Here is a 26,738-nt window from a genome sequence, read left to right on the forward strand (position 1 = left end):
CAACGCTGTGATCAAACTGAACTTCCGCCCGGCAGCGCTCGCAGCAGCAGCCTTGGCGGCCCTCCTCGCCCTCTCCGGCTGCGGTGGATCCTCCGCCGGCACCTCGAGCTCGGCTCAGAACCCCTACGGCCTGATCGAACCCGGCACGATCCGCGTCGCCAGCCTTGGCGATTCGAAGCCCTACACCTTCACGGACGGCTCGGGTAACTTCACCGGCTTCGATGTGGAGCTCTTCAAGGACGTGGCCCACCGCGCCGGCGTGGACAAGGTTGTCTTCACCGGACAGGACTTCTCCGGCCTGCTCGCAGCCGTGGCCAATGGCCAGTTCGACGTCGGCGTCGCGGCCATTGGCATCACGGACAAGCGCAAGGAAACCGTTGACTTCTCCGACGGCTACCTGGCCGGCTACCTGACGGTCATCACCACCAAGACCTCAGGCATCAAGGACGTCAACGGCCTCTCTGGTAAGCGCCTGGGCGTTGTCCAGGGCACGCTCCAGGAAGCCTACGCGGTCAAGAACTTCACCTCCGCCCAACTGGTCCGCTTCCCGGACAACAACACCGCAATCTCCGCCGTCAACAGCGGCGCAGTGGACGCCCACTTCCTGGACTACGAGGCAGCCAAGGCGTACCAGGAGCAGTTCGGACTGGTCAGTGCAGCTGACATCCCGTCCTTCGACGCCCCGGCAGGGTTCGCCATTGCCAAGAACAAGCCTGCCTTCAAGGAAGCCTTGAACAAGGGCCTTGCCGCGGCCATGGAAGACGGCACCTGGAAGAAGCTCTACCAGAAGTGGTTCCCGGGCTCGCCGATGCCTGAGCAGTACCTGCCCAAGGCGGAGCAGACCTCCAGCCCGTCGCCAACGGCTGCCAAGTAGGGCAACCGCCTAATCAACAACACCGCCTAATCAACAACACCGCCGGGCGGGCCACATCCCGTAGCCCGCCCGGCCATCCCGAAAAACCAACAAACGTCTGAGAGCACCAAATGGATTGGCTCAATACCATCAGCCGCACGTTCTTCGATGTCGATTCGATGATCGAAGTACTGCCCCAACTCCTGGGAGTTGGACTCCTCAACACCCTGATCATCTCCATCGCAGCAACCATCCTCGGCGTAGTGATGGGCATGGTGGTGGCAGTCATGGGGATCTCGCGGTCCAAGTGTCTGCGAATCCCGGCGCGGATCTACACGGACCTTTTCCGTGGCCTGCCCGCAATCCTCACCATCCTCCTGATCGGCCAGGGCTTTGCCCGGTTCAGCCAGTCAGTGTTTGGACCCTCGCCTTACCCGCTGGGAATCATCGCGTTGAGCCTGATCGCTAGCGCCTACATCGGAGAAATCTTCCGTGCCGGCATTCAGAGCGTGGACAAAGGCCAGGGCGAGGCGTGCCGTGCCCTCGGCATGAGCTACTCAAAGTCCATGGCCCTGGTAGTGGTACCGCAAGGCGTACGCCGTGTGCTGCCAGCCCTGGTGAACCAGTTCATTGCAATCGTCAAAGACTCTTCATTGGTCTACTTCCTGGGCCTGCTGGTCAGCGAGCGTGAACTGTTCCGTGTGGGCCAGGACGCCGCAGTGCTCTCAGGCAACCTCTCACCGCTGGTCATGGCAGGAATCTTCTACCTGGTGATCACCGTGCCACTGACCCACCTGGTCAACTACTTCGACAACAAGTTCCGCACCGGTCGCCGCCGTCCCACTGCCCCAACCAGTGGGCTGAAGGAAGTCAAGGAACTCGACGCGGCATCGCCGCTCATCACCGGGAGCAACACGTGAACCTCACAAGCAGCAGCAACACTGCCAGCAGCACCGGCACCAACATGTCAACGGCCAAGTCAACCGCCAAGGACAAGCCAGCCGCAGCCGACGTCCAGACGTTCCACGGCTCCAGCCTGGAACTGCGGGACCTGACCATGGCCTATGGCGACGTAGAGGTACTCCGCAACGTCAGCCTGAACGTGGCTCCGGGCACAACCACGTGCATCATCGGCCCGTCCGGTTCCGGCAAGTCCACCCTCCTACGCGGCGTCAACCGCCTGCACGAACCCAAGAGCGGCGACGTGCTTCTGGCCGGCGAAAGCGCCCTCAAGGTCAAGCCGGACATCCTCCGCGCCCGCATCGGCATGGTGTTCCAGCACTTCAACCTCTTCCCGGACCACACAGCCTTGGAGAACGTGGCCCTCGCTCTGTGGAGCGTCAAGGGAATGTCCAAGAAGGAGGCACGGGAACGCGCTCAGCGTCGGCTCGCCGAAGTGGGCCTCGCCGAACGCGCCGACCACCGGCCGCGCGACCTCTCCGGCGGTCAGCAGCAGCGTGTCGCTATCGCCCGGGCGCTCGCCATGGAACCGGAAGTCATGCTCTTCGACGAAGCCACCAGCGCGCTGGACCCGGAACTCGTCAAGGGTGTCCTGAACCTCATGGCAGGCCTCGGCCGCCGCGGCATGACCATGCTGGTGGTCACGCACGAGATGGGCTTTGCCCGCAAAGTTGCTGATCAAGTGGTCTTCATGGACGAAGGCGAAGTGGTGGAGGTCGGCACCCCTGCCGAGCTCTTCGACAACCCGCGCAGCGAACGCCTGCAGCGCTTCCTTTCGGAGGTCCTGTGATGCGTCAGGTAACAGCGGCACCCATCCGGACTGCCGTCGTCGGGTTTGGCGTCTCAGGCAAGGTCTTCCATGCCCCGCTGATCGCAGCAGATCCGAACTATTCGCTGGACGTCATCGTGACGGCGGACCCGGAGCGCGCCCGCGAGGCCGCGCGGCTCTATCCACAAGCGCGGATAGTGCCCACTCCGGAACACATGTTCGCCCTTGCCAGCGACCTCGATCTGGTGGTGCTGGGAACGCCGCCGCTCACGCACCTCGAGCTCGGTGCCACGGCAATCGCCTGCGGCTTGAACGTTGTGGTGGACAAACCTTTCGTCACCAGCGTGGCCCACGGTGAGGAGCTGGCCGCACGCGCGTCCGACGCCGGTGTGCAGCTCACGGTCTTCCAGAACCGCCGGTGGGACGCCGACTTCCTGACGCTGCGCAAACTGCTGCAGGAAGGGGCACTGGGCGAAGTACGGACTTTTGAGTCACGTTTTGAATGGTGGCGGCCCGAAGGCTTCGGGAACTGGCGCGATACATCCACGCTGGCCGAGGGCGGCGGAATCCTTCACGACCTGGGCGCCCACCTGATCGACCAAGCCATCCAGCTGTTCGGACCTGTGGAGGAGAGCTACGGCGAAACCGCAAATCATGGCCCGCATCCCGACGCGGCAGACACGGAGGCCTTCGTGTCCCTGCTCCACGAGTCAGGCGTACGGTCCCGGCTGTGGATGAACGGCATGGCGGCGCAGGTTGGCCCGCGGTTCCACGTCCTCGGATCAAAAGCCGGGTACACCAAGTGGGGACTCGACGGTCAGGAACCTGCGCTCGCAGCCGGTGTCACGCCGTCGGACGCTTCTTATGGAATCGAACCCCAGGAGTCTTGGGGGCTTCTGGGAGTTGACGGTTCAGCCACACCGGTACCTGCAGAAAAGGGCGCCTATCCGCAGTTCTACGCAGAACTGGCAGCCTGCCTCCGTGGCCAAGGGCGCCTTCCGGTAGCTCCGGCCGAGGCGCTTGAAACCCTCAAAATCATCGAAAGTATCCACGCCTTCGCGTAAGCGCAAGGGCGTCCCAAGCATCACAAACACGAAAGAAAGGGAGAGCTATGTCCTCCACCAAGCACGTCGCCGTCATCGGGGGCGGCATCCTGGGCGTTTCCACCGCCGTTCACCTGCTCCGCGGGGGAGCTTCCGTGACGCTCCTGACCGAGCAGGGCCTGGCCAGCGAGGCCACGGGCCGTTCACTGTCCTGGCTCAACTCAGCCGGCGAACGGTCCACCCCTTACCACCAGCTGCGGCTGGCCGGCGTCGATCGGTATCGCACGCTGTTCGCGGCGGATCCCACCCGCGAATGGCTGCAGTTCGGCGGAGGCCTCATGTGGAACGCTGCCGGCCAGCGCGAGGTGACCGAAGCCCGCCACGCTTACGAGCAGTCGATTGGCTACGACTCCAAGCTTCTCGCCCCTGAGGAGATCGCATCGGTGACGCCCGGCATCGACGCCGGCGCTGTTCCCGAGAACGCCATCTTCAACCCCGGCGAGGGCTGGGTCAGCCTGCCGGACCTGGTCAACTTCCTCATGGAGGAGTTCCATGCCCTCGGCGGTCAGCTCGTCCTCAACGCGGGCAAAGTCCAAGTGACGCTCGACGGCGGCCGGGCCAACGGCGTCGAGACTGCCTCCGGCGAGACCTATTCAGCCGACGCCGTCCTCGTCGCTTGCGGCGCGGCGACGCCCGCCGTCGTGAAGCCGCTCGGGGTGGAAATCCCCAATGGTTCCCCGGTTTCCATGCTGGTGGTCACCAAGCCTGTGGAGCACCAGGTGAAGGCAGTGATGAATACGCCACGTGCTGCCGTTCGTCCGAACCCGGGTAACACTTTCGCCCTGGACCACGACTGGTATGAGGACCGGATTACCGAACACCCAGATGGTTCCTTCAGCATTCCTGATGACGTTGTCCAGGAACTGGCCGATGAATCCTCCAAGCTGATTGCAGGCAACCCAGAACTCAAGCCCGCCTCCTGGAAGATCGGCTACAAGCCCATCCCCGGCGATGGTGAGCCCGTCTTCGGTGAGCTCGGCCAAGTGCCCGGCTGCTTCGTAGCGTTCACGCACTCGGGTGCCACGTTGGGACTCATTGCGGGTGAACTGCTGTCCGGAGAGATCCTGACAGGCAAGAAGCACCCCATGTTGGCAACGTTCCGGCCCGGACGTTTCTCCTAGATGCTGATTGAGCAGTATTGAAGAAGCTCGGCGATCGGCCCCGGATCTATCGTTGAAATATCCGAAAGATTTCCAGCAGCGAGAGGGGCCTGCCATGACTGAGACCGGAGCTACCAAGTCCTACGAGGGATTCACCGAGGACGAACGCGCCGCCATGAAGGAGCGTTCGCAGGAGCTCAAAAGGACCAAGAAGGCTTCCCAAGCCGACGGCGAGAGCGATGTCCTGGCGAAGATCGCAGAGATGCCGCCGGCAGATAAGGCCATTGCGCAGCGACTCCATGCGCTGATCAGGGAGCACGCACCGGAGCTTTCCCCGAAGACCTGGTACGGAATGCCGGCGTATGCCAAAGACGGGAAGAACATCGTGTTCTTCAAGAGCGCCGACAAGTTCAAGAGCAGGTATGCCACGCTCGGCTTCGAAGAGAATGCGATGCTCGACGACGGCAGCATGTGGCCAACATCGTATGCCTTGACTGAGCTCACCCCGGAGCTTGAAGACAGGATCGTCGAGCTCATCAAGATGGCAGTCGGTTAGGGGGGCGGGAACGGCTCAGGTTCGTGAGTTGGAGGAAGCGTCATCATCTCTCCTTTGGAACTCGGTGTTGGTCTTTTTCAGCCTAGTGATTATGTGGGGAGAGTCCAGAGCTTACTGGTCGCGCTGATGTGCCACTACCCTGATGGTTTTCATTGAAGGGTCCGCCGGGTCCGGCAAAACCATTCCGGCGGCTACTCCGGTGCGAAGATAATCGACGACGGCCTGGTTGATCCGTTCGCCCGGAAGGATTGCCGGGATGCCGGGCGGATACGGCGTGATCTGCTCGGCTGCGACCCGACCTGCGGCTTCTTCTGCCGGGACGTTTTCCACGGGTCCGAAGAAGGCATCCCGCGGTAGCATCACCGTTGGCGTCTCCAGATCTTCCGGATCCGGGAGCTGAACAGGCGTCGGTTCCGGCATTTGCGGTGCCGCCTGAATCAGCTGCTGCAGGCTGGACAGCAAGCGCTCTGTTGTTTCCTCATCGTCGGATTGGGACAACGTGGCTTCTATCCTCCGGTGATCATTGAGCCCAACGTCAAGGTGACAGTTGGCACGCAACCAGTCCGCCGCCTGGTAACCGCTGATGCCCAAACCCGCGACGTCGATCAGCACGTGGAGGGGATCCAAATCATGGGAGGCCTCGGCATGGATCAGCTCCGGCCCGAGGACGTGGAGTCCGGTCATGGAATCGATATCGCTGCGGACGCTCTCGGCCAGGTTCAAGGCATTGTCCAGCAGCACCTCGCCCTCCTGGACCATGTGGCGCCGCCAGCCGTCGATCGCCGCATAGATCATGACGTTGGCGCTGGTGGTGGAGAGCAGATCGGCGCACTGGCTTAGCCGGACCGGATCCACCAGGCTGCCCTGGAGGTGGTAGATGGATCCTTGCTCGAATCCCATTCCCATTTTGTGGACGCTGACCACGCAAATGTCTGCGCCGGCATCCATTGCCCATGTGGGGAGCCTGTCATTGAAGGGCAGGTGCGCGCCCCACGCTTCGTCGATGATCAGCGGCTTGCCCCTGGAGTGGCAGATCTCGGCAATTTTCTCGATATCTGCACACGTGCCATAGGGTGTTGGGCTGGTGATCAGGGCTGCGGCAGCATCCGGGTACCTTTGCCACATCTTCTCAACTTCTTCAGGGCTCGGCGGGTGGGCAATGTGCAGTTCCCTGTCCCACCGCGGGCTGATCCATCTGGGCTGGAGTCCGGAAAGGATGATGCCAGCCACCACGGATTTGTGTGCATCCCGGCCAATCAGCAAATCGCCACTTCCACGGGTGACGGCAAGGATGGATGCCTTGACGGAGAGTGAGCTGCCGCAGGTCGAAAAGAATGCCTTATCAGCTCCGACGGCTTCGGCCATGAGCTCCTCGGCCTTGCTGAGAAAACCGCCTGAGGACTTTCTGTCATCCAGTCCTGCCGTGGAAAGCACATCGGAGCGAAACGTGTCGGCACCCAGAACCTCAAGGGTTCGCGGATCGGCACCCCTGCCTTGACGGTGCCCCGGAGGCGTGTACCCGTAGCGGTTCAGCCGACGGTACTCGGCCAACGCGTCGAGCAACGGTGCTTCATTTTGATCCACGAGGCTCTCCTTGATGGATAAGTAAACTTACAATTCCTTACATCGATCTCGTCTTCCATGTACCCGTCAAGGCGCAAGGTGAATCACGCGTGAAGTTCAATGAGCATCTTCCACAAGCCCACCTTCCACCGGCCGCCCTTGAGGCACTCGCCGCCGCGGTGGATGCAAACATGGCCCACTACGTGACCGTCCTGGCCGACCTGGTCAGCGTTCCCGGCGTCGCCTGGCCCGGATTTGATCCCCACGCCTTGGATCTCAGTGCCGATCGGGTGCACGAGCTGTTCCTGGCACGCGGCTTCACCGACGTATCCGTCATCCGGGGCACGGATCAAACCGGGGCAGACGGAGCCCCGGGAGTGCTGGCGAGGCGGCCTGCCGTGCAGGGTCTTCCCACTGTGCTGCTCTACGCCCATCACGATGTCCAGCCGGCAGGGCCGCTTGACGCTTGGAATTCGGAGCCCTTCTCCGCAATGGAGAAGGACGGACGTCTTTGGGGACGTGGCGCTGCCGATGACAAGGCCGGCATCGTCATGCACCTCGCTGCGATCCACGCCGTTGATTCGGTTCTTGGCCCGGACCACGGGCTGGGCCTCGCTGTGTTCGTTGAGGGTGAGGAAGAGGCCGGCTCACCTAGCCTTCAGGCCTTCATGGCGGATTATGGACAGGAACTCCTTGCTGACGCCGCCATTGTTGCGGATTCAGGCAGCTGGAAGATCGGGATCCCGGGCCTGACTACCAGCCTCCGCGGCCTGGTGGACGGGACCATCCGTGTTCGCGTCCTTGACCATGCTCTGCATTCGGGGACGTATGGAGGACCGGTCGTTGATGCGCTGACAGTCTTGGCCCGCCTGATGGCAACCTTCCACTATGCTGACGGTTCGGTTGCTGTGGAGGGGCTGGTTGAGGGCCCTGCTGTGGGCCTTGATATGGACGAGGAGACATTCCGGCGGGACGCGGGTGTGCCGGAAGGCGTGCAGCTGGCTGGAACCGGATCGCTCACTTCACGCTTATGGACCAAGCCCGCACTCTCCTTCGTGGGGCTGGACTCCCAACCCATCGGGACAGCCGGGAACGTGTTGCTGCCCGAGGCCACGGTGAAGTTCAGCCTTCGCTTGCCGCCGGGGAACCACCCCGACCAGGCAATGGAATCTGTGCGGCGCCATGCACTGAAAAATGTTCCTTTCGGGGCGGAGGTCACCTTCACCCCCGGGTCCAAAAGCATGCCCTTCATGGCTGACTCCAACCACCCGATGGTTCAGGCGGCACTCTGGTCCCTGGAACAGGCATGGGGAGCACAACCAGTGTCCATGGGCGTTGGTGGTTCCATCCCGTTCGTTGCCGCACTCGCCGCTGCCCAACCGCAGTGTCCCATCATCATTACCGGAGCGGAGGATCCGGACTCCCGGGCTCACGGGGCAAACGAGTCCGTCCATCTTGGGGAACTAAGGAACGCGATCCTGGCCGAGGCGCTGTTCCTTGCGGCACTTCAGGGCGGTGCCCCACCCAGGACAAGCCACAAGGAAAGCCTGGGGTGACGACTCGGATCACCCAGAAACCGGCTCCCGAAAAAAGTTTCAAAAAAGTTCGTACCTCGCGTAACCCTTTGGCGTACCCCGACGATTACGTCTTTGAAAGGGCCGAGCTGGAATTTGTCCCCCATCATGTTCCAGCTCGGCTCTTCTCTTTCCTGAAGAGATTTTGAGGGACATGATGGGCCTTCCTTGGGGCCGCCCGGTTGAGCAGATACCCTTGGTGGGTTGCCCGTCGAGCAAAGGCGGACGACCTGGCTCCAAGCCCGGACCTGCCGCCGATCGAAAGTCTCTTAACTGTGACCGACGCATTGACCGACGAAGCGCTTCATGCACTCAAGGGCAATAACGCGGAACTGTTCAGCGCCGTCTACCAGGCATACGCTGGACCGGTTCTCGGCTACCTGACGGCTAAAGGCGTATCAGATCCCGAGGCCATCACACAGGACGTGTTCCTTGCTGTCCTGCCCCGGTTGGACGACATCCAGGGAGGAGCAGGCGGATTACGGACCTTTGTTTTTTCGGTCGCCCATGCCCGCATGGTAGACGAGCATCGGAAACAAAGCAGGGCCCCGGAACACCACGAGTTCGAGCCCGAGCGCGATCCCCGCGAATCTGGTTCTGCAGAATCAGAGGCAATGGGCCTGCTGGCTCCCCACGAGGTCATGAAGCTCCTGGACTACCTCGGGGACGATCAACGGGAGGTCCTGGCACTCCGGATCGTGGCAGGCCTGACCGTGGAGCAGGCAGCCGACATCATGGGGAAATCCGCCGGCGCAGTAAAGCAACTGCAGCGCAGGGCTTTGATGACGCTCCGTGAGCATTCGGCAGTAAAGGAATACGTGTCCTCATGACATACAGGGATATGGAACGCGAAGATATCGTCGACGAGCTCCTGCTCGACGCCGGGCCCACTGACGCGCCCGGCCTTCGGCAGGCACTGCTCTCCCTGCGTTCCTTCGCGGACCGCCCGGCACCTGCTCCGAGCGAGGCGCTGGCCGCGATGTTCGCTGGACCTCACGATGAACTCAGCAAGCGTCGTTGGCGACACAAGCACCGTACGGCTGTGGTGAGTGTGGCCGTGGTTGCGGCCATGGGACTCGGCGTCAGTGGTGTGGCCGCTGCCAGTTCCGGTTTCACCCGTACGCCCACGTTCGTCGATGAACTGCTGGGAAATTTCGCTCCGCAACCTTCATCCGCAGCGCCCGCGCTGCCCACGCCCGATGCTCCGAAGGTCAGCACCGAACCAGCGCCCTCAGTGTATCCCGCAGCAGTACCGCTGGTTACCGAATCCCCTGCGGCGCAGGGCGGGCAAGACGATGAGGCTTCTGGCACTGCCATGCCGCATGTCAAGGCACCGGCGCACCAGTCAGCGCCTGAGGCGGAGGCGGTCGACGTCGGAAACGTCCCGGCTTCAGGCGCGGTCGGCGAGCCTCCCCGTACCGACCAAGCGAAGCCTGCCGAGCCTCGGGAGGCAAAGCTTGAGGCAAAACTTGGACAGTCCGGACTTGAGCCAACGCTCCCCGACGTTGTTAAACCAACCGCAGAACCGACTACAACGGCCAAACCCGCCCCCGCCCACGGAAATAAACCAAGCCAAGCACTCCCACTCCTGAACGAGAAGCCGGCTCACGAACCTTTCCAGTCCTTCATGGACAAGCTGAAGCAATGGCTGAGGGGCGAGGGACACTAAGCTTGCTTCATGATGCATGTCAACGATCCGGCCGTGGTGGAACGATTGATGCGAACAAAAGGATGCTGGGCAATCGTTGGACTCAGCAACAATGAGTGGCGCTCCGCATACGACGTCTCCCTGTACGTTCGCGACCGCATGGGTATGGAGATTATCCCCATAAACCTCAAGGGCGAGGACGTCCATGGGGAACAGGGATACAAGTCCCTGATGGATATTCCTGCGGAGAAACACCCCATCGACGTGGTCGACTGCTTCGTTAACTCCCAACGAGTGGGCGCTGTTATTGATCAGGCAATCGCCATCGGTGCCAAGGCTGTGTGGCTGCAGCTGGGCGTCTTTGACGACGACGCCGTCCAGCGGGCCAGGGATGCAGGTTTGGACGTCGTGGTCAATTCCTGCCCGGCGCGCGAAGGCTGGCATTACGGCCTGTAATCACCAGGTCGATTCCTTTGCTAATCTGCAGCTGACTCATTCTTTTAGCCATAGGGGACGGCCATGTGTGGCGACCATTCAGCGGTGCCCATTTCCGCACCAGCTTCCACACCAGCCAGGCGGGCCGTCTTAGGCGTGTTCGGCGCTTCCCTCCTCGCAGGTTTGACTGCCTGCGCTGCATCAGAAAGCACAGCGCCTAAAAGCACGACGTCGGAGCTGCCGCCTGGTTCCGCGTCTGCCTCGCCCGAGGTGCCGGGCGCGAACGGTGGGCTGTCGGCCGGGGGTGAGGTGCCGTCGTCGTACATTTCAACACCAACGCCTACGCCCACCGCCACGAAGCGGATCCGGCGAACGTTCATCCCCGATTACCAGCTGCCGCCGATAGTTGGCGGGCTGGCGCCCGTGATCACCAAGATCGAGACCAAACACCCGGTAGTGTTCCTGACGATTGATGACGGCAATATCAAGACCCCGGAGTCGGTCAAGCTCATGACTGACCACGACTACCCGGCTTCCCTGTTCCTGACCAAGAACACCATCGCTGACAACCCCGCCTTCTTCGACGCCTTCAAGGCGCAAGGCAGTCTCGTCGAGAACCACACCGTCACCCACAACATCAACATGGTGYGGCAGTGGGGGTACCAGCAGCAGTTGAACGACATTGTGGGCATGCAGGAGTATGCGTTTCAGCATTACGGCCGACGTCCCACGCTGTTCAGGCCCCCGGGCGGAGCCTACTCCAACGCCATGCGCCAGGCGGTTGCCGCTGCCGGAATGAAGGCGATCATCACATGGGAGGCCAAGGCGAACGCCGGGAAGATGGACTACCAGGTTGGTAACTCACTGCGTCCCGGCGACATCGTGCTGATGCATTTCCGCGCAGAGTTCGCCGCGGACCTCGCTGCCTTCCGTGCTGCACAGTTGGCCGCGGGCCTGGAAGTGGTACTGCTGGAGGACTTCCTGGGGGTAGCGTAGGGCTGCCCGTTTGCCCATTTCGATGAGGCGCTGCGGACCATGCCGTTCGCACGGCCTTGCGCGCAGCGGGCCATCGAAACGGGGACGAAGACGGCGCCGAAAAGGAGGGGCCCGGTAAGCTCATCTCCATGGATGTTTCCCAGCTCCGCGAGATCTGCCTGGGCTTTCCCGGTGCTTTTGAAGACTTCCCGTTCGGACCTGAAACGTCCGTGTTCAAGGTGCGTGCCGCCGTCGCGGGTGGAGCACGGCACGAGGCCAAGATGTTCGCGCTTTCCGCCATGGATCCCGACAACTGGTCCGTGAGTCTGAAGTGCGAGCCCGCCTTGGCCGAGCAACTCCGCGCAGCGAATCCCGAGATCACTGGTGCCTGGCACATGAACAAGACCCATTGGAACGGCGTCCGGTTGGATGGAGCCCTTCCCGATGACATGATCCGGGACATGGTGGAGGACTCCTATGATCTGGTGGTGGCCACGCTAAGCCGCAAGCAGCAGGAACAGCTCGGCTGGGCACGGCTCGTCAACCGCCCTGGTCTCTGAAGCCGGCCCGCCGGGTCTGACACGCCCTCGCACCCTCTCCCCACGCCGCTGACATGGGGCTACATTGATAGTGCAAGCCAACGGGCGCAGCTGAGGGCTGGTCAGGAGCGGGTTGATGCTGGATCAGGGAACTTTGGACCACCTATGGAACTTTGGCGATCCGGCAGCGTCCGAAGCCAGGTTTCGTGCAGCAATGCTGGAGGAAATCTACGACGCCGATGAGCGGGCTGAGCTGGCAACCCAGCTTGGGCGGGCCATCGGTCTGCAGGGCCGGTTGGAGGAAGCCGATGCCCTTCTGGACGGAATCGACGGCGACGAACCCACCGTTGGCGTGCGCGTGCTCCTGGAGCGCGGCCGGGTTTTGAACGCCGGCGGGCGCCCTGAGATGGCAGTGCCGCTCCTCGAGCAGGCTGCGGAGTTGGCTGACCACCTTGGTGAGGAATTCCTGGCCGTGGACGCACTGCACATGCTCTCCGTCGCGGACGTCGCCCACGCCGAACCCTGGATGCGCAGTGCCCTCGAATATGCCTCGACGGCCCGCCATGAGCGAACCAAGCGATGGATGATTGCTTTGCACGCAAGTCTCGGGTGGTTTCTGCACGGTAACGGGCGCTTCACCGAGGCCTTGGTGGAGTTCCAGTTGGCCGAACAATGGGCGGAACGACTGGGAACTGAGCGGCAAAAGCTGCTCGCGCGGGAAGCGATTACTGAGTGTGGAAAAGCCCTTGCAGAGGGTCCTTAGGAAGATCACGCTTTGACAAATGTTGATCGAAAGTGCCGAGAAATATTGATTTTCGATCATTCGTGGTGAAGTATGTCACACGAAGGTTGGCGCTGCAGAGTGGCCAACCCAGACTGTCCGACTTTCCGGCCGCCTGCCGCAACAGTCGACATTACGAGTCACTGGAGGGTTACGAAAATGAACGTTCAGCACCAGTCCCTTGGCCGCCGCGGATTCCTCCGCGGGGCACTCGCAGCTGCGGTGCTCGTCCCCATGGGGGGAACCATTGCGTCCTGTGCCGCAGGTGGTGGCGGTACCACTGCCGGCCCCACGGGCGCCGTCTCCGACACCAACCCCTTTGGCATGGCGGACAAGTCCACCGTTGATGCCGTGATCTTCAAGGGTGGCTACGGCATCGACTACGTCGATTTCGCAGGCAAGGCCTTCGAAAAGGCCCATTCCGGTTCCACCGCCAAGATTGCCCCGTCCACGGATATCGCGCAGGAGCTCCAGCCGCGCTTCGTCGGTGGCAACCCACCGGACCTGATCGACAACTCCGGCGCGAAGGCCATTGGCTTCAGCACCATCCTTGCCCAGCTCGAGGACCTCACCAGCGTGGTGGAAGCCAAGAACCTCGAGGGCAAGGTTATTAAGGACACCCTGTACACCGGCGTGCTCGCTCCCGGGACGTTCGAGGGCAAGCTCGCCGCCCTGAACTACGTGCTCACCGTCTACGCCATGTGGTACTCGGACTCCCTGCTCAAGGCAAATGGCTGGACCGTTCCCAAGACCTGGGACGAAATGTACGCACTGGGCGAGCAGGCCAAGGCCAAGGGCAAGTACCTGTTCCTCTGGGGCAAGGAAGCTGCAACGTATTACCAGGAAATGGCGATCGCTTCCGCTATCAAGGAAGGTGGCGACGACGTTCGGCTGGCCTTGGAGAACCTCAAGGCAGACTGCTGGTCGCACCCGGCCATACAGTCCGTCTTCACAGCTTTGGACAAGATCGTCAAGGCGGGGTACTTCAAGCCCGGCGGTTCCGGAACGCAGTTCACCGCAGCCCAGGCCCAGTGGAGCAACGCCCAGGAAGCGGTGTTCTACCCGTCCGGTTCGTGGATCGAAAACGAGATGAAGGACCAGACGAAGGCGGACTTCAAGATGACGGGCGCCCCCGTGCCTTCAGTGAGCGCCAGCCCCAAGAAGCCGTACGCATCGCTGCACAGTGCAGCGGGGGAGCCTTACGTGGTTCCCTCCCAGGGCAAGAACGTTGCCGGCGGCAAGGAGTTGCTCCGCGTCATGCTCTCCAAGGAAGCTGCTACCAACTTCGCCAAGACCAAGCTTGCTCCCACCATCGTCAAGGACACCGTCCCGGCCGATGGCTTCGGTTCCACGGCCTTGGTCTCGCAGACAAAGCTGCTCAGCGATGCAGGCGAGAACATCTACACCTGGAACTTCATCGACCTTTACGGCACCAACAAGGACCAGCTCGTCGTCTGGAACACCTTCCTCGATGGCAAGTCGGATGTCGCCACGCTGACCTCCGCCCTCCAGAACATCACCGACAAGGTCCGCAACGACAGCTCGGTCAAGAAGATTGAAGTGAAGTGACAGTAGTGAAAACCAAGCAGAGCCGGAACGACGACGGCCTGGCCGCCGTCGTTCCGGCCATGGCCCCACCGGTTGTGGTGAGGCGCCGGCGCAAGCCGCTGACGTGGGACAAAGTCAGCTTTTTCGCGGTGTTCCTTGGCCTGCCGCTGGCGATTTATCTCTTGTTCGTGATCTGGCCGTTCATCCAGGCCTTTGGGTATTCCTTGACGGACTGGTCGGGTTTTTCGCCCACACAGAACTTCATCGGCTTTGAGAACTACGCCAGGATCTTCTCGGACGACATCTTCATGAAGGCCATGGGGAACAACATTCTCCTGGTCATCGTGCTGCCCATCGTCACCATCATCCTGAGCCTGGTGCTCGCCACCATGGTGACCGTTGGCGGGAGCAGCAAGGGCCAGATCAAGGGCCTGCGCAATTCCAGCTTCTACCGCGTTGTGTCGTTCTTCCCTTACACAATCCCCGCCATCGCCATCGGCATCATGTGGGGCCAGATCTACGATCCTTCAGGGGGCTTGCTCAACGGGATCCTCACCAGCCTCGGCCTTGACCAGTTCAAGAGCTTCGCGTGGCTGGGCGATAAGAACACGGCCATGACCGCCACCATGTTCGTGATTGTGTGGGGCTTCGTTGGCTTCTACATGGTCCTTTTCGTGGCCGGTATCAAGGGCATTCCTGCTGAGCTGTTCGAGGCCGCAAGGATCGACGGCGCCGGAAGGCTCCGTACCGCCGTCTCCATTACCATCCCGCTCATCAGGGACAACATCCAGACCGCTTACATCTACATGGGTATCCTGGCGCTCGATGCGTTCGTTTACATGGCGGCACTGAACTCCGGCGGTGGTCCGGACAACTCAACGCTTGTGATGGCACAGCAGTTGTTCTTCACAGCTTTCAGCAAGGGCCAATTCGGCCTGGCCAGCGCCATGGGCGTTGTCCTGGCTGTGGCGACCCTGATCTTCTCCGGCCTGGTGTTCGTGATTAACCGGCTCACTGGTGGCGACAAGGACGTGAGCATCTAATGACAACAAAAGTCTCAACCCCTGAAATGAAGTCGCTGCATTTCCAGCCGCGCAAACCCGCCACTACGCCCGGGGACAAACTGGTGGGGGCTGTTTCCCACACGGCACTGACCATTTGGTCACTCATCGTGATCCTGCCGTTGTTGTGGACGTTCATGTCGTCCTTCAAGACGTCCAGCGAGATCTTTGCCTCGCCGTTCGCGTTGCCTTCAGTGTGGCGGTTCGACAACTACGTGAAGGCCTGGAGTGAGGCCGGGATCGGGAACTACTTCCTGAACTCAGTGGTTGTGGTGGGTTCGGCACTGGTGATCGTTATGGTGCTCGGTGCAATGTGTGCCTACGTCCTGGCGAGGTACACGTTCCCGGGCAGCCGGGCTATCTACTACCTCATGCTGGCCGGCCTGACGTTCCCGATCTTCCTCGCCATGGTCCCGCTGTTCTTTGTGCTGAAGAACATCGGACTGCTGAACACCCTGCCGGGCCTGATCATCGTGTACGTGGGTTTCGCGCTGCCGTTCACAGTGTTCTTCCTGTTCTCCTTCTTCAAGTCGCTGCCGCACGAAATCACTGAAGCAGCAGCACTTGACGGCGCAGGGGAGTGGCGGACGTTCTTCCAGGTCATGCTGCCGATGGCCAAGCCGGGCCTCGCCTCGGTTGCCATCTTCAACTTCCTGGGCCTGTGGAACCAGTTCCTCATCCCGGTATCCATCAACGCCGCCGGGCCGCGCGTTCTCTCGCAGGGCCTGGCCGCCTTCGCTGGCCAGATGGGGTACGCCGTGGACTTCGGGGCACTCTTCGCGGCAGTCACTGTCACGGTGGTTCCGGTGCTGATCGTCTACGTCATCTTCCAGCGCCAGCTGCAGGGTTCGGTCTCGCAGGGCACCTCCAAGTAGAAGCAACGCGGGGTCACCTACGGCCCATCCCAAGGGGATTTATGGGCCGTAGGTGACCCCGCGTTGCTTTAAAAGGCGGGGGTTAGAACCTCCAGGGGATCTCCGCGTGGCCGAAGTCGGAGAATGAGCCGAAGCGGCCCGCCTTGAACGCGAGCACTTCGCCGTCCCGGTCCCGGCACGTCGTGACCTGCCCGAAGAAGACCTGGTGATCTCCGACGTCGTACTGCTGCACAACGGTGCAATCCGCCTGGGCGAGGGCTCCCTTGATGACAGGAAGTCCATTCTCGGTCATGTCGAATTCGCCGTCGCCGAACCGGTCGCCGCCTCGCACCGCAAAGCGTCGGGCCATCGACTCCTGCTTGGCCCCAAGGATCGAGACGGCGAACTTGCCGCTCTCGATCAATGCCTCGCCGGTCCGCGTTCCGAAGTTCAGCGAGATCATGAGGATGGGCGGTTCCAGGCTGATGGAGGTCAGCGAGCTGATGGTCATCCCGTACAGCTCATCCTCGTGCTTGGTGGTGACCACGGCGACGCCGGTGAGGAAGCGGCCCATGGCGCGACGCATTCCCATGGCATCGGGAACAGTGAAGAGCGGTGCGAGGCTCATGTCAGTTGCTCCGCTCGGCTTGTACTGGATCGGCGTAGTACCGGACCTCGAACATCTTGGCCCCGGTCTCAGAAACCCACGGCCCGTGTTCCATGCCCGGCGGGCGGGTGGCCCAGTCGCCGGCTTTGAAGGTCTTGCCGAGGCGCTGGTCCACGAACGAGCCCTCGAAGATGAAGACCTCTTCCCAGAAATCGTGGGTCAGGACGCCGTTGGGCGAGGTGTCCGTGCCGGGCTCGAACTTGAGGATGCGCGTGACACTGTCATTGTCTGAATCCCGGGCAAGGATGGCCTCGGACAGGCCCTCAATGTGCGGGTTGCAGGGTGCGAAGTCCACCGATGAGGTGGGGGTGAACTCGAATTCGGGCTTTGCCATGGCTATTCTCCTTCCATGCCGTTGATGCTGCCGTCTACTGGGCCGTTGATGCCGTATGAACCAAGGTACTTGTCCAGCTCAGCAACCAGGGCGTCGTAGCCGTAGTTCCGGTAGGTGTACGCCCCACGGACCACGAACGGGGCGCCGGCGTAGAACATTTCGTACTGCTGGTGGCGGCCGGCGAATTCGGAGCCGATGATGTCCCAAGCCAATTTGAACAGCTTTACGCGCTCTTCGCTGGCAACACCGGGGGACTGCACGTAGCGTTCCATGTCCGGACGGGTCACACTGCTGGTCATGTCGGCAACGCTGGAGGGCAGCTGAAGCACGCCACCACCAACAAGGTCGCGAAGGATCGAAATCACCCGCGGGTACGTCTCGGACTGAAGACCCATGGCCCCGTAAAGGGCGCTCTTCCCGGGAACCACCATGCCGGCGTCGTCAACCGTGGCTGTGTATTCGGCCGCAAGAACTGCCGATTCAACGGACTGGACGATCGCGGCGAGCTCGCCGAGCTTCTCCTGTACTCCTGGGATCTTGTCCGTGCCGTTTACCTGGGTGACCTTGCGGGCAACAGAAGCAATGAACTTCAGCTTGGTGGAGAACCGGATCTGGGCCTGCCAGTTTCCCAGCGCGTGGGCACCGGTATCGAAGAACTGCCGGCGGAGGGTATCGATGTTCCGGTTGATGAAGACGCGGTCCCAGGGGATGAGCACGTCATCGAACACCACAAGTGCGTCGGGCTCGTCGTAGTGGCTGGTCAGCGGGTAGTCGAAGTCGCTGGTGGCTGCCGGCGCGAACGGACGGCGGCAGTACAGCTTCAACCCGTCAGTTGCCACGGGAACGGCGAAGCTGACGGCAAAGTCCACGTCATCCGGACCCAGCGGCTTTATGCAGGTGACGAACACTTCGTCCGCAATCGCTGCGCCCGTGGCAAGCATCTGCGAACCGCGGACGATGATGCCTTCCTCGGTTTCACGCACGACGCCGACCTGCAAGTATTCGCCTTCCCAACCGGACGCCGTGGTTGCGCGGGAGACCTGCGGCGGAATGATCGCGTAGGAAAGGTACAGGTTCTCGGAAAGGATCTTCTTGTAGTACCGCTCCACGTTGCCGGCGAAGTCGTGCTCGTCATTCTTGAACACGTCCGCGTGGGAGCCGAAGGCGGCGAAAAAAGTACCCACGTGGTCGGGGCTGCGGCCTACCCAGCCATGGGTGTGCTTGGCCCACTTTTCAATGGCGTGCCGCCGGAGGACCAGCTCTTCCTGGGTGCGCGGAGCAGCGAAGGTGCGGTTCGCGGGTCCATCAATCTCTTCCGAATGGAACTGCATGCCGTTGCTGGGATCGGCTGCGATGTCGAACAGCTCAGCCATGGTCTGGGCGACCTTCGCGAATGCCGGGTGTTCCAGGACGTTGCCAACTACCTCGCCATCGAGGATCACCGTCCGGCCATCGTTCAGGGACTTCAGGTATTGCTTTCCGGTTCTCATCGAAGTGAGCCTTTCTTGATTTTGTAGTTGTGTTCGATTCTCGTCCCATCGGGGAACGAGAGCTCTACTTTCCAGGAAGTTCCGTCAACGAAATTTCCCTTGAGGAGTGGCAGAGTGCCACCCAGGCACATGAAGTCGGCGTCACCGATGTCCGTCCGCGCCAGGAGCTTTTCGACGACGTCCGCCGGCTTGCGCAGGCCCGCCAACGAACCCTCTTGGTACAGTTCGCCGTCCACCCACGAGCGGGCTGTGCACTGGTCAAGGTCCAGGTCTTCAAGTGATTCGACTTCGATGACCTCGGTTGCGACGGGCTTGGGGCATGCTCTCTTGGAATCGCCAATATCCTGGGCCTCGATGTCCCTGTCCGTGTGGTCGGAACCGATGCCGAGGTAGAACTTGCCGTTGTGGCGAATATAAAGAGGCTCAATCTCGCCGGAGGTCAGGTTGTTGCTGGTGTCGTGTTCGCCTGATGTATCGAACAGTTGCGAGTCCATCCGGTAGAACATGGGCACTTCCGGCGGTGGAGCTACGCCAATCGCTGCCAGCTCATCGATGTGATGCTGCACGGCCTTGGGATCCCTGCCGGTATAGCCGGCCACTACTGCGTGGAAGTCCGAGACCGTGATGGTCTTGTCCGTGCCCACCACCCTGAAGGTGAGTGGGACTTGCCTTGTTGTTTCCATTTACGTCTCCTTGAATGATGCCTAAATCGTGGTGTTCAAACGGTCGGATTCCTCAAACGGCGAGTGCGTCGTAGGCCGCGAGCCGATCGTCAATGACGGGGAATTCGGTGCGTACTGCCTTGACCCGGTCGGGATCGATGTCCACAATGAGCACCGATTCCCCGGCGCCGGCTTCGGCGAGTACGTTGCCGGCCGGGTCCACCACCCGGCTGTGTCCTCCGAGCTCCACGCCTTCCTGAGTGCCTGCGGCGTTGCAGGCAATCACGAAGATCTGGTGCTCCAGTGCCCGGGCAGTTGTGAGCAGCCGCCAGTGTTCGCGACGCGCTGCGGGCCAGGCTGCCGGGACGATGACGATTTCTGCGCCCCGCGTGCTCAGCTCCATCCACAATCCCGGGAACCGGAGGTCATAGCAGGTGATCCCGGCCGTTGCTCCGAACGGCAACTCCACCACCGGTAGGGAGGATCCCGCCGTCAGGAGGCTGGCTTCCTTGGACTTGTAACCAAAGACGTGGATCTTCCGGTACGTGTGCAGGATTTTCCCGTCCGGTCCCAGCAGGATGGACGTGTTGCTGAGGCGTCCGTCCTCGCCGGCCTCGATGATGCTCCCGACGTGAAGGTACACACCAAGCTCTGCCGCCACCCGTGAGCACATGGAGACCGTGGGGCCAGCGAGGGTCTCGGCCAGGGCCTGGTACTCATCGAAGTGGAAGTATCCGGCGCTCCACAGTTCGGGGAGGACGATCAGTTCGGCACCCTCGATGCCGCGAAGAATCGCTTCAACGCGATCTATCCGCTGACCACGGGTTTCCGAATCCGGGCTGGCCACCTGGACGAGTGCGACTTTCATGGTTGTTTCCTTACTTTCAGTGGTGCCGAGATGGCACTTCGCGCCCATGTTTGGGGCAAATATGGGTGTGAAGTGCCATCTCGCGGGTGCTTACTTGGCGGGTTCGTCCAGGTCGCTGAGCCGCAGGCCCTTGGTCTCCTTGGCGAACATGACCGAGACCATGGAGATCAGGCCCATCGCTGCAAGGTAGATGCCGATTGCGTAGCCGGTGCCGAAGGCGCTGTAGAGAGCCAGGGCGATGATGGGCGATAGCGAACCGGCGATCAGCGAGGCGAGGTTGTACGCAACCGAGGTGCCGCTGTACCGGACATCCGTGGGGAAGAGCTCGGAGAAGAACGCACCGATCACGGAGCTGTAGGCGGCGAAGATCAACAGGCCACCGACGGCGGCGGCAATGATGCCCCACACCTGGCCAGTGTTCAGCAGGGCGAAGAACGCGAACGCCCAGATGACGGTGGCGATAGAAGCGCCGATCATGATCGGCTTCCGGCCCACCTTGTCCGCGTAGAGCGCCAGGATGGGAATAGCGACGACGGCGACGCCCTGGCCGATCATGACGGCGGTGAGGCCGGTCTGCCGTTGCAAGCCCATGATCTGGGTGACGTAGGTGATGATGAACAGCGAGTAAATGTAGAATCCTGCGTTCTCACCCATGCGGCTGCCGGTGGCGATGAGCAGTTGGCGCCAGTTGCGGCGGAACAGAATGGCCAGGGGCAATTTCCGTTCCTTGATGGCTTCGGCCTCGCGCTTCAGCTGTGCTTCCTTGAACAGGGGAGTCTCCTGAACGTAGAGACGCAGGACGAGGCCGATGATCACCAGGAGGGCGGACAGCCCKAAGGCGAGACGCCAGCCCCAGGCAAGGAATTCACTTTCGGGCATGGTCGCGGCGAGGATTGCCAGCACACCTGCGGCCATGAGGTTGCCCAGCGGCGGACCGATGTTGGGCCAGGATGCCCAGAACGCCCGCCGTGCACTGTCATTGCTGTGCTCCGAGACGAGGAGAACGGCCCCGCCCCATTCGCCACCCAGTGCGAATCCCTGGATCAGGCGCAGCAGCAAGAGCAGCAAAGGTGCTGCAATGCCGATGGCTGCATAGGAAGGGATAAATGCAATAAGCGTGGTGGCTACGCCCATGAGCATGAGGCTGGCCACCAGGGTGGCGCGACGGCCATGCTTATCGCCCAGATGTCCCAGGACGATGGCGCCCAGGGGGCGGGCAAGGAAGCCAGCGGCAAATGTTCCGAGGGCCAGCATGGTGCCCACAAGCGGGTCAGAGGTTGGGAAAAAGAGCTTGTTGAAAACCAATGCGGCAGCGGTGCCGTAGAGAAAGAAGTCGTACCATTCGACGGCCGTGCCGGCAAGTCTCGATGCAGCGACAACCGGCAGGCTGGAATGCTTCTGCTGCCTCAGTTCTGCTTTCTTCAAATCGGTCATGGTGGGGATCCTTTTGCGGTTGGGAGGCTTCGGTGAGGCGATCCCAAGAAATTGAGGGGTTCCAAATGCGTGAGCGGAGTCACTGAACAACACTGTAGACTAGTTGTATACAACCAGTCTACATCTAACGAAGAAGTTTTTCGTGCGTGTCCGGGTCCGTCCTGAATGCAACTCGTATACTGGGCTTCGCGAGAAAGGCTCTTCATGATCCAGATGACTCCCACTGCTCAATCCCAGCCCGAAGTGGCCTATCAGTGGATGAAAAGCTATATCGCTGCCCTGCCGCGGGACGAGGAGACCTTCCTCAACGAGGCGGTCCTCGCCAAGTCCACCGGTACGTCGCGCACACCAGTCCGTGAGGCATTGTTGCGCCTCGAAGCCGAGGGTTTCGTCAAGCGGATCCCACACAAAGGCGCTTACGTTCCGCCAATCTCGGACCCCGATGTCCGAGCCATCCTGCAGGCCCGCTCTGTGGTGGAGAAGTGGGCCGTCTCAGCACTGGACAGCATGCCGGATGGGCAGATTGACGCGTTCCAGCGCATCATCGACCAGCAGCACGAAGCCAAGGACGACCCCGCCCGGTTCATTGAGCTGGACACCGAATTCCACACGCTCATGGTCCGTGCGGGAGGAAATCCAATCCTGGCCGATTTCTACGCTTCCCTTCGGCAGCGGCAACTCAGGATTGGTGTCCGTGCTGTCACGCAGGGGACAGACCGTGCGGGGGACGTGCTGCGCGAGCATCAGCTGATTGTCGATGCCCTTCGAAGCCGGAGCCTGGACGCTGCGCACCAAGCGATCGATGCCCACCTGGACTCAACGCGGCTGGCGGTCATCGGCTACTAACCCTCGGGCTGGAGTACGCCTAGTCTTCGCTGTGCCTAGTCTTCGCTGTACCTAATCTTCGCTGTGCAGCTCGCGTTGCCTTGCGCTGAGCAGCTCAAGCTCGGGCCGGGCGGCAACGAACCGTTCAACGGCGTCGAGCACTTCCTTGAGGTGCGCGCGGTCAGGCGCCACCAGTGCCGCACCCAACAAGGTCCGGCGATATTGGTCCTGCATTCCGGTCTCGGCTGCGGACACCTCGAAGCGGCGTTTGAGTTCGGCAATGACGGGCCGCACGAGCGAGCGTTTCTCCTTCAGGCTATGGACATCGCCCAGGAGCACATCGAATTCAATCCAACCGATCCACATGGTTCATTATGAGCACGTCTCCGGCCCCCAATCCTGAGCCAATCTTGAGGAAATGTCGCACCGGGGTTGATCCAGCGCGGTCAGACTGGAACCACAGCAAGGCCAGAAGCAGCTAAGGGGGCGGGCGGCATGAGCAAGAACCATACCTGGCGCGCACTCGCGGGCGTAACCGCCGGCGCTGTTTCCATGATGGCCGGACCGGCCGCCGCACTTGCCGCTTTCTCTGACACCGGGAATGCCACCCCGCAGTACTCGGCCATGCGTCTCCTTGCCCCTGCGAGTGCCGACGTGATAATGACGTGTTCGGCGAATGGTGCCAAGGTTGCCGTGGATGTGAATTCCTTCTCGGAAGTTTCCGGCGCGAACTATCACGAGATCGACTTATACAACCCGTCCGGCACGTTGGCATTCACCGGCGACCTGGGCAAAAATGCCGGAAAGTCCTACAAGTCAGGAAATCAGCCCGTGGGTACCTGGACCTATGAGATCCGCGGGTATTACAAGGTTCCCGGCACGGCCAACATGTGGAGAGGCTCCGCTTTGACAGGAACCCTGACATGTTAGAAATTGGCGTGGGACCAATCGGCAGGAGCGAACAATGGTGCTCGACTCGTTTTCGGTGAGGATTGCCCTCGGAGTGGTCACGTTGACGCTCTTTGCGTTGTTCCTCGCCTCGTACCGCCGCACGAGGTCACCGTACGCGGGCTGGTGGAGCCTGGCGTTGCTGCAGTTCATGCTGGGAAACACGGCGTTCCTCCTGAACGGCACACCCGCGCAGCACTGGGCCAACCCTTTCGGCAACGTCCTGGTGGTGGCCGGAGCGTTCAGCGTTTGGGCCGGCGCCCGTACTCTGCGGGACCTTAAAGCGGCACCATGGCAGCTCGCCGTTGCTCCTGTCATCACGGCGGTCGCTTCCGTCCTGGAAAGTCCCGGCTCCAATGTGTGGTCCGGCGGCTTCGTGTACCTGGCCATGATGACCCTTGGCATCGCATTGGCGGCCCGTGACTTGTGGTTCATCAAGGCGACCCACTCGCAAGTGCACAAAGCCCTTTCCCTGGCTGCGGGACTCCTGGCGATCTACTACCTGGGCCGTTGGGTAGTTTACGCATTGGAAGGCCCCGGCGGCGCAACATTCCGGGCGTATTTTGGTCCCGCGCCTTCCGGCCTGGTGTCCTTGGTGCTGCTGGTGACGGTGTCTTTCAGCATGACCACGTTAAGCAGTGACCAACTGATCAAGGGCCTGAAGGAACGGGCCACCAGGGACCATCTGACAGGTCTCCTCAACCGGGGAGCCTTCCTGGACCTGGCATCTACGGAACTCAAACGATTGCGGGCCGACGAGTCCGGTGCTGCAGTTGTCCTGGCTGATTTGGACCACTTCAAGCTGGTCAACGACGCCCACGGGCACCGCGCAGGGGACGTCGCTTTGAAGGCTTTCGCCGAAGCCTGCACGTCCTCGGTCAGGTCTACAGATCTCATTGGCAGGTACGGTGGGGAAGAATTTGTTCTCTTCCTGCCCGGAGCCACGCAGGAGCGGGCCCAAAGCATCGCGACCGAGATCAGCCGCCGCATGGCTTCCACTGAGGTTCCAGAGGGCGTCTCCTTCCCCACCATCAGTTACGGAGTTACGGCAAGCACCCACGCTGTCCCAGACCTCATTTCGATGATCGAGGTGGCAGACGCAGCCCTGTACAGCGCCAAAGCACAGGGAAGAAACCGGATTGTAGGAGCCGACCGCCTCCAGGCGGCCACTATCGCTGACGAGGCACGATCATGACAATCAATGAACTCACCACCCGCATCCAGATCCAGCACAACCAGGAACTGAGTGCCTTCCGTCAAGACATCACCAGTGCTCCGTACCAGGCTGGAACACCAGCAGCCTTGAATGTGGCCCGGCGTTCCGTGCGCATGCAACCCGTCCAGTCCGTAGGTGATGACAGCGCAAACCTGACCATTGTGGCCGATGTCGAGGGTCTTGCATGGTTCACCGCCGATAAGGGACTCCTGGGCAGTTGCATTACGGTCTCCATCGCCGGGCATCGGCGGAACACCGGAACACGTGTACCCCTTCCCTTGGCTGAATGTGATGCGTGGATCGAAGCCATCCTGGGCGGGTCCTGGATTACCCACGTGTACCGCGCCGGGACTCCGATTGAAGGAGACGGCAGGCTCGATGTCGCCTCGTACCGCCTTTTCCTCGACGAACGCCGCAATCCTGTCGCCAAACCCAGTGCGGTAGCGGACAATACCCTGCGGCGCATGGAAGCGTCGTGAGCGGGGCCCAGCCCAGCGGAACACCACCCAGCGGGACACCACCCAGCCGGACACAGCCCAGCCGAATCCAGCCCAGCCGCGCCTTTCCCTCTGACATTGACGCTCGGATCGGAAAACTGGAGCGGCATATCACCGCGTTGATGGAGGAGCTTCACCAAGCACGCCACGAACAGCGGCGGGAAGTCTTCACGGATGCCCTCACCGGGCTCGGCAACCGACTGGCTTTGGTGGATGCCTTCATTGAAGCGCAGGAGGCTGCTGCGCGCGGCGCCCTCCCAGCCGCACTCCTCCTCCTCACCCTGGATGGCTTCAAGGGACTCAAGAAGTCCGCCGGCTACGCGTCGGCGGACCAGATACTGGTCATTGTCGGGATGCGGATCCGCTCGGCGGTGAGGGAGAACGACGTCGTTACCCGCCTTGGCGGCGACGAATTCGCCGTGCTGTTGCCCGCCACACCGCAAAACCGGGCGGCCGCCGTCGGAAACCGTATCCTTGCGGCGCTGGAACCCAACATCGACCTCGGGAACAGCAGTGTCCGCTGTGGTGCCAGCATGGGCCTTCGGATTGCCGAGCCGCACCATAGCGTCGAGGACCTTCTCCAGGAGGCCGATATGGCGATGGAGGAGTCCAAGAGCGAGGGCCGGAACAAGCTCAAGTTGTTCGATCCCTCCACGCTTCATGCCCGGCAACTCCAGCGCCAGATCGTGGGGGAGCTGCGGGAAGCCATCCGCTCGGATCAGTTGGCCCTCTTCTACCAGCCGATCGTTGACCTGGCTACCGGCCGGATTGAGGGCAGCGAGGCCTTGGTCCGCTGGAACCACCCTGTGCGTGGACTCATCATGCCGGATCACTTCATTCCCGTTGCAGAGGCCACAGGCTTGATCGCCGAGTTGGGCCGCTGGGTCCTGCGAGCGGCCGTGGAGCAACTGCGCCAGTGGCGGGAGAACTCTGTCACGGCCCAACACGATTTCACGATGCGAATCAATGTCTCTGCTGCAGATCTGCAAAGTCTGGAGTTCGTGGACGACGTGCGGGACGCATTGGCCAAAACGGGACTGCCGCCGGAATCACTGGTTCTGGAACTCACGGAGAGTGCCATCATCCAGAACGACGAGCTGGACCGTTACACCTTGGCGAGCCTGCACCGCTTGGGCGTCGGGCTGGAGATCGACGACTTCGGCACAGGCTACTCGTCCATGGGATACCTGCGAAAACTCCCCGTGGACTGTGTGAAAGTGGACCGGCAGTTCGTCCAGGAACTGAGCAAGGACAGTACGCAGCTGGGCTTCCTCGCCGCGATCCAACAGGTTATCCGCTCGTGTGGACTGAAGGGTATCTGGGAGGGGATCGAAACGGCGGAACAGGCCGAAGCGCTGCGGAGCATCGGGTGCACGAGTGGACAGGGCTATTACTTCGGACGCCCTCTTCCCGGACCGGAATTCACGGACCAGCTCTCCCGGCAACAGACTTGGCCCGCTTAAAAGAGCAACGCGGGG

Annotated in this window: 30 protein-coding genes; 21 read left to right on the top strand and 9 right to left on the bottom strand. The window is 61.6% G+C overall.

Annotated features, from left to right (window positions below):
- The first annotated feature begins 7 nt into the window (after positions 1-7).
- From AB4Y87_RS09930 to AB4Y87_RS09955, 6 genes are all read left to right on the top strand, one after another.
- Positions 8-874: an ABC transporter substrate-binding protein gene (locus AB4Y87_RS09930; protein ID WP_442004179.1), complete on the top strand. Its 867-nt coding sequence runs from the start codon at positions 8-10 to the stop codon at positions 872-874.
- 110 nt (positions 875-984) lie between these two features.
- Positions 985-1,773 (top strand): amino acid ABC transporter permease, encoded by a 789-nt coding sequence (locus tag AB4Y87_RS09935; RefSeq protein WP_442004180.1) that lies wholly within the window; start codon positions 985-987, stop codon positions 1,771-1,773.
- A gap of 44 nt (positions 1,774-1,817) precedes the next feature.
- A complete protein-coding gene (locus AB4Y87_RS09940) occupies positions 1,818-2,603 on the top strand; it encodes an amino acid ABC transporter ATP-binding protein (RefSeq protein WP_442004344.1) in 786 nt (261 codons plus the stop codon).
- Positions 2,603-3,646: a Gfo/Idh/MocA family protein gene (locus AB4Y87_RS09945; protein WP_442004181.1), complete on the top strand. Its 1,044-nt coding sequence runs from the start codon at positions 2,603-2,605 to the stop codon at positions 3,644-3,646. Before AB4Y87_RS09940 ends, AB4Y87_RS09945 begins: the two co-directional genes overlap by 1 nt.
- A 47-nt stretch (positions 3,647-3,693) precedes the next feature.
- Positions 3,694-4,806, top strand: coding sequence for an NAD(P)/FAD-dependent oxidoreductase (locus tag AB4Y87_RS09950; protein WP_442004182.1), 1,113 nt, complete (start codon positions 3,694-3,696; stop codon positions 4,804-4,806).
- Between the two features lie 94 nt (positions 4,807-4,900).
- Positions 4,901-5,341 carry an iron chaperone gene (locus tag AB4Y87_RS09955; RefSeq protein WP_442004183.1) on the top strand — a complete coding sequence of 147 codons (441 nt, stop codon included), beginning with the start codon at positions 4,901-4,903 and terminating at the stop codon, positions 5,339-5,341.
- 111 nt (positions 5,342-5,452) lie between these two features.
- Here the strand turns inward: AB4Y87_RS09955 and AB4Y87_RS09960 are convergent, their stop codons facing one another.
- Entirely contained in the window at positions 5,453-6,925 is a 1,473-nt protein-coding gene (locus AB4Y87_RS09960; protein ID WP_442004184.1) for an aminotransferase class I/II-fold pyridoxal phosphate-dependent enzyme, read from the bottom strand.
- Positions 6,926-7,014: 89 nt separating this feature from the next.
- Between AB4Y87_RS09960 and AB4Y87_RS09965 the strand changes: the two genes are divergently transcribed.
- The 4 genes from AB4Y87_RS09965 (at position 7,015) to AB4Y87_RS09980 (ending at position 10,582) form a co-directional block, all read left to right on the top strand.
- Positions 7,015-8,460 (top strand): M20/M25/M40 family metallo-hydrolase, encoded by a 1,446-nt coding sequence (locus AB4Y87_RS09965; protein WP_442004185.1) that lies wholly within the window; start codon positions 7,015-7,017, stop codon positions 8,458-8,460.
- Between the two features lie 293 nt (positions 8,461-8,753).
- Positions 8,754-9,308 carry an RNA polymerase sigma factor gene (locus tag AB4Y87_RS09970; RefSeq protein ID WP_442004186.1) on the top strand — a complete coding sequence of 185 codons (555 nt, stop codon included), beginning with the start codon at positions 8,754-8,756 and terminating at the stop codon, positions 9,306-9,308.
- Entirely contained in the window at positions 9,305-10,147 is an 843-nt protein-coding gene (locus tag AB4Y87_RS09975; RefSeq protein ID WP_442004187.1) for a hypothetical protein, read from the top strand. The genes AB4Y87_RS09970 and AB4Y87_RS09975 overlap by 4 nt, the downstream gene beginning before the upstream one ends.
- Before the next feature lie 9 nt (positions 10,148-10,156).
- Positions 10,157-10,582 carry a CoA-binding protein gene (locus AB4Y87_RS09980; RefSeq protein ID WP_442004188.1) on the top strand — a complete coding sequence of 142 codons (426 nt, stop codon included), beginning with the start codon at positions 10,157-10,159 and terminating at the stop codon, positions 10,580-10,582.
- Positions 10,583-10,626: 44 nt separating this feature from the next.
- Here AB4Y87_RS09980 and AB4Y87_RS09985 read toward each other — a convergent pair whose 3' ends face one another.
- Complete coding sequence (locus AB4Y87_RS09985) at positions 10,627-10,941, bottom strand: hypothetical protein (RefSeq protein WP_442004189.1); 315 nt, start codon at positions 10,939-10,941, stop codon at positions 10,627-10,629.
- A gap of 43 nt (positions 10,942-10,984) precedes the next feature.
- Here AB4Y87_RS09985 and AB4Y87_RS09990 point away from each other — a divergent pair, with 43 nt between their 5' ends.
- The 6 genes from AB4Y87_RS09990 to AB4Y87_RS10015 all read left to right on the top strand — a co-directional run bounded on the left by AB4Y87_RS09990 (position 10,985) and on the right by AB4Y87_RS10015 (position 16,340).
- A complete protein-coding gene (locus AB4Y87_RS09990; RefSeq protein WP_442004190.1) occupies positions 10,985-11,557 on the top strand; it encodes a polysaccharide deacetylase family protein in 573 nt (190 codons plus the stop codon).
- A 128-nt stretch (positions 11,558-11,685) separates the two neighbouring features.
- On the top strand, positions 11,686-12,096 hold the full coding sequence (locus AB4Y87_RS09995) for an MmcQ/YjbR family DNA-binding protein (RefSeq protein ID WP_442004191.1): 411 nt from the start codon (positions 11,686-11,688) through the stop codon (positions 12,094-12,096).
- A 115-nt stretch (positions 12,097-12,211) separates the two neighbouring features.
- Positions 12,212-12,838, top strand: a complete 627-nt coding sequence (locus AB4Y87_RS10000; RefSeq protein ID WP_442004192.1) for a hypothetical protein — start codon at positions 12,212-12,214, stop codon at positions 12,836-12,838.
- A gap of 177 nt (positions 12,839-13,015) precedes the next feature.
- The gene (gene ngcE, locus AB4Y87_RS10005; protein ID WP_442004193.1) at positions 13,016-14,425 is read left to right on the top strand and encodes an N-acetylglucosamine/diacetylchitobiose ABC transporter substrate-binding protein; all 1,410 of its coding nucleotides are present in this window, start codon (positions 13,016-13,018) and stop codon (positions 14,423-14,425) included.
- Positions 14,422-15,447, top strand: coding sequence for a carbohydrate ABC transporter permease (locus AB4Y87_RS10010; protein ID WP_442004194.1), 1,026 nt, complete (start codon positions 14,422-14,424; stop codon positions 15,445-15,447). The genes ngcE and AB4Y87_RS10010 overlap by 4 nt, the downstream gene beginning before the upstream one ends.
- A complete protein-coding gene (locus tag AB4Y87_RS10015) occupies positions 15,447-16,340 on the top strand; it encodes a carbohydrate ABC transporter permease (protein WP_442004195.1) in 894 nt (297 codons plus the stop codon). The genes AB4Y87_RS10010 and AB4Y87_RS10015 overlap by 1 nt, the downstream gene beginning before the upstream one ends.
- 82 nt (positions 16,341-16,422) lie before the next feature.
- On the opposite strand, the gene AB4Y87_RS10020 is transcribed toward AB4Y87_RS10015, so the two are convergent.
- The 6 genes from AB4Y87_RS10020 to AB4Y87_RS10045 all read right to left on the bottom strand — a co-directional run bounded on the left by AB4Y87_RS10020 (position 16,423) and on the right by AB4Y87_RS10045 (position 21,774).
- Entirely contained in the window at positions 16,423-16,947 is a 525-nt protein-coding gene (locus tag AB4Y87_RS10020) for a flavin reductase family protein (RefSeq protein WP_442004196.1), read from the bottom strand.
- 1 nt (position 16,948) lies between these two features.
- Positions 16,949-17,320 (bottom strand): cupin domain-containing protein, encoded by a 372-nt coding sequence (locus tag AB4Y87_RS10025; protein WP_223947844.1) that lies wholly within the window; start codon positions 17,318-17,320, stop codon positions 16,949-16,951.
- A 2-nt stretch (positions 17,321-17,322) separates the two neighbouring features.
- Positions 17,323-18,810 carry a 4-hydroxyphenylacetate 3-hydroxylase family protein gene (locus AB4Y87_RS10030; RefSeq protein WP_442004197.1) on the bottom strand — a complete coding sequence of 496 codons (1,488 nt, stop codon included), beginning with the start codon at positions 18,808-18,810 and terminating at the stop codon, positions 17,323-17,325.
- Entirely contained in the window at positions 18,807-19,493 is a 687-nt protein-coding gene (locus AB4Y87_RS10035; RefSeq protein WP_442004198.1) for a DUF2848 family protein, read from the bottom strand. The genes AB4Y87_RS10030 and AB4Y87_RS10035 overlap by 4 nt, the downstream gene beginning before the upstream one ends.
- A gap of 52 nt (positions 19,494-19,545) precedes the next feature.
- The gene (locus AB4Y87_RS10040; protein WP_442004199.1) at positions 19,546-20,340 is read right to left on the bottom strand and encodes a carbon-nitrogen family hydrolase; all 795 of its coding nucleotides are present in this window, start codon (positions 20,338-20,340) and stop codon (positions 19,546-19,548) included.
- 90 nt (positions 20,341-20,430) lie between these two features.
- Positions 20,431-21,774, bottom strand: coding sequence for an MFS transporter (locus tag AB4Y87_RS10045; RefSeq protein ID WP_442004200.1), 1,344 nt, complete (start codon positions 21,772-21,774; stop codon positions 20,431-20,433).
- 204 nt (positions 21,775-21,978) lie between these two features.
- Between AB4Y87_RS10045 and AB4Y87_RS10050 the strand changes: the two genes are divergently transcribed.
- The gene (locus tag AB4Y87_RS10050; RefSeq protein WP_442004201.1) at positions 21,979-22,620 is read left to right on the top strand and encodes a GntR family transcriptional regulator; all 642 of its coding nucleotides are present in this window, start codon (positions 21,979-21,981) and stop codon (positions 22,618-22,620) included.
- Positions 22,621-22,671: 51 nt separating this feature from the next.
- Here AB4Y87_RS10050 and AB4Y87_RS10055 read toward each other — a convergent pair whose 3' ends face one another.
- The gene (locus tag AB4Y87_RS10055) at positions 22,672-22,965 is read right to left on the bottom strand and encodes a DUF503 domain-containing protein (protein ID WP_442004202.1); all 294 of its coding nucleotides are present in this window, start codon (positions 22,963-22,965) and stop codon (positions 22,672-22,674) included.
- A gap of 129 nt (positions 22,966-23,094) precedes the next feature.
- On the opposite strand from AB4Y87_RS10055, the gene AB4Y87_RS10060 reads away from it, so the two are divergent.
- Genes AB4Y87_RS10060 through AB4Y87_RS10075 form a run of 4 tightly spaced genes read left to right on the top strand, consistent with a single transcriptional unit; the run spans position 23,095 to position 26,723 of the window.
- Entirely contained in the window at positions 23,095-23,529 is a 435-nt protein-coding gene (locus AB4Y87_RS10060; RefSeq protein ID WP_442004203.1) for a SipW-dependent-type signal peptide-containing protein, read from the top strand.
- A gap of 34 nt (positions 23,530-23,563) precedes the next feature.
- The gene (locus AB4Y87_RS10065) at positions 23,564-24,742 is read left to right on the top strand and encodes a diguanylate cyclase (protein WP_442004204.1); all 1,179 of its coding nucleotides are present in this window, start codon (positions 23,564-23,566) and stop codon (positions 24,740-24,742) included.
- The gene (locus AB4Y87_RS10070; protein WP_442004205.1) at positions 24,739-25,242 is read left to right on the top strand and encodes a hypothetical protein; all 504 of its coding nucleotides are present in this window, start codon (positions 24,739-24,741) and stop codon (positions 25,240-25,242) included. The genes AB4Y87_RS10065 and AB4Y87_RS10070 overlap by 4 nt, the downstream gene beginning before the upstream one ends.
- Positions 25,239-26,723 (top strand): putative bifunctional diguanylate cyclase/phosphodiesterase, encoded by a 1,485-nt coding sequence (locus tag AB4Y87_RS10075; protein ID WP_442004206.1) that lies wholly within the window; start codon positions 25,239-25,241, stop codon positions 26,721-26,723. Before AB4Y87_RS10070 ends, AB4Y87_RS10075 begins: the two co-directional genes overlap by 4 nt.
- The last annotated feature ends 15 nt before the right edge of the window (positions 26,724-26,738 follow it).

The organism is Paenarthrobacter sp. RAF54_2 (genome assembly GCF_052113945.1).
In the GTDB taxonomy this organism is placed as follows: domain Bacteria; phylum Actinomycetota; class Actinomycetes; order Actinomycetales; family Micrococcaceae; genus Arthrobacter.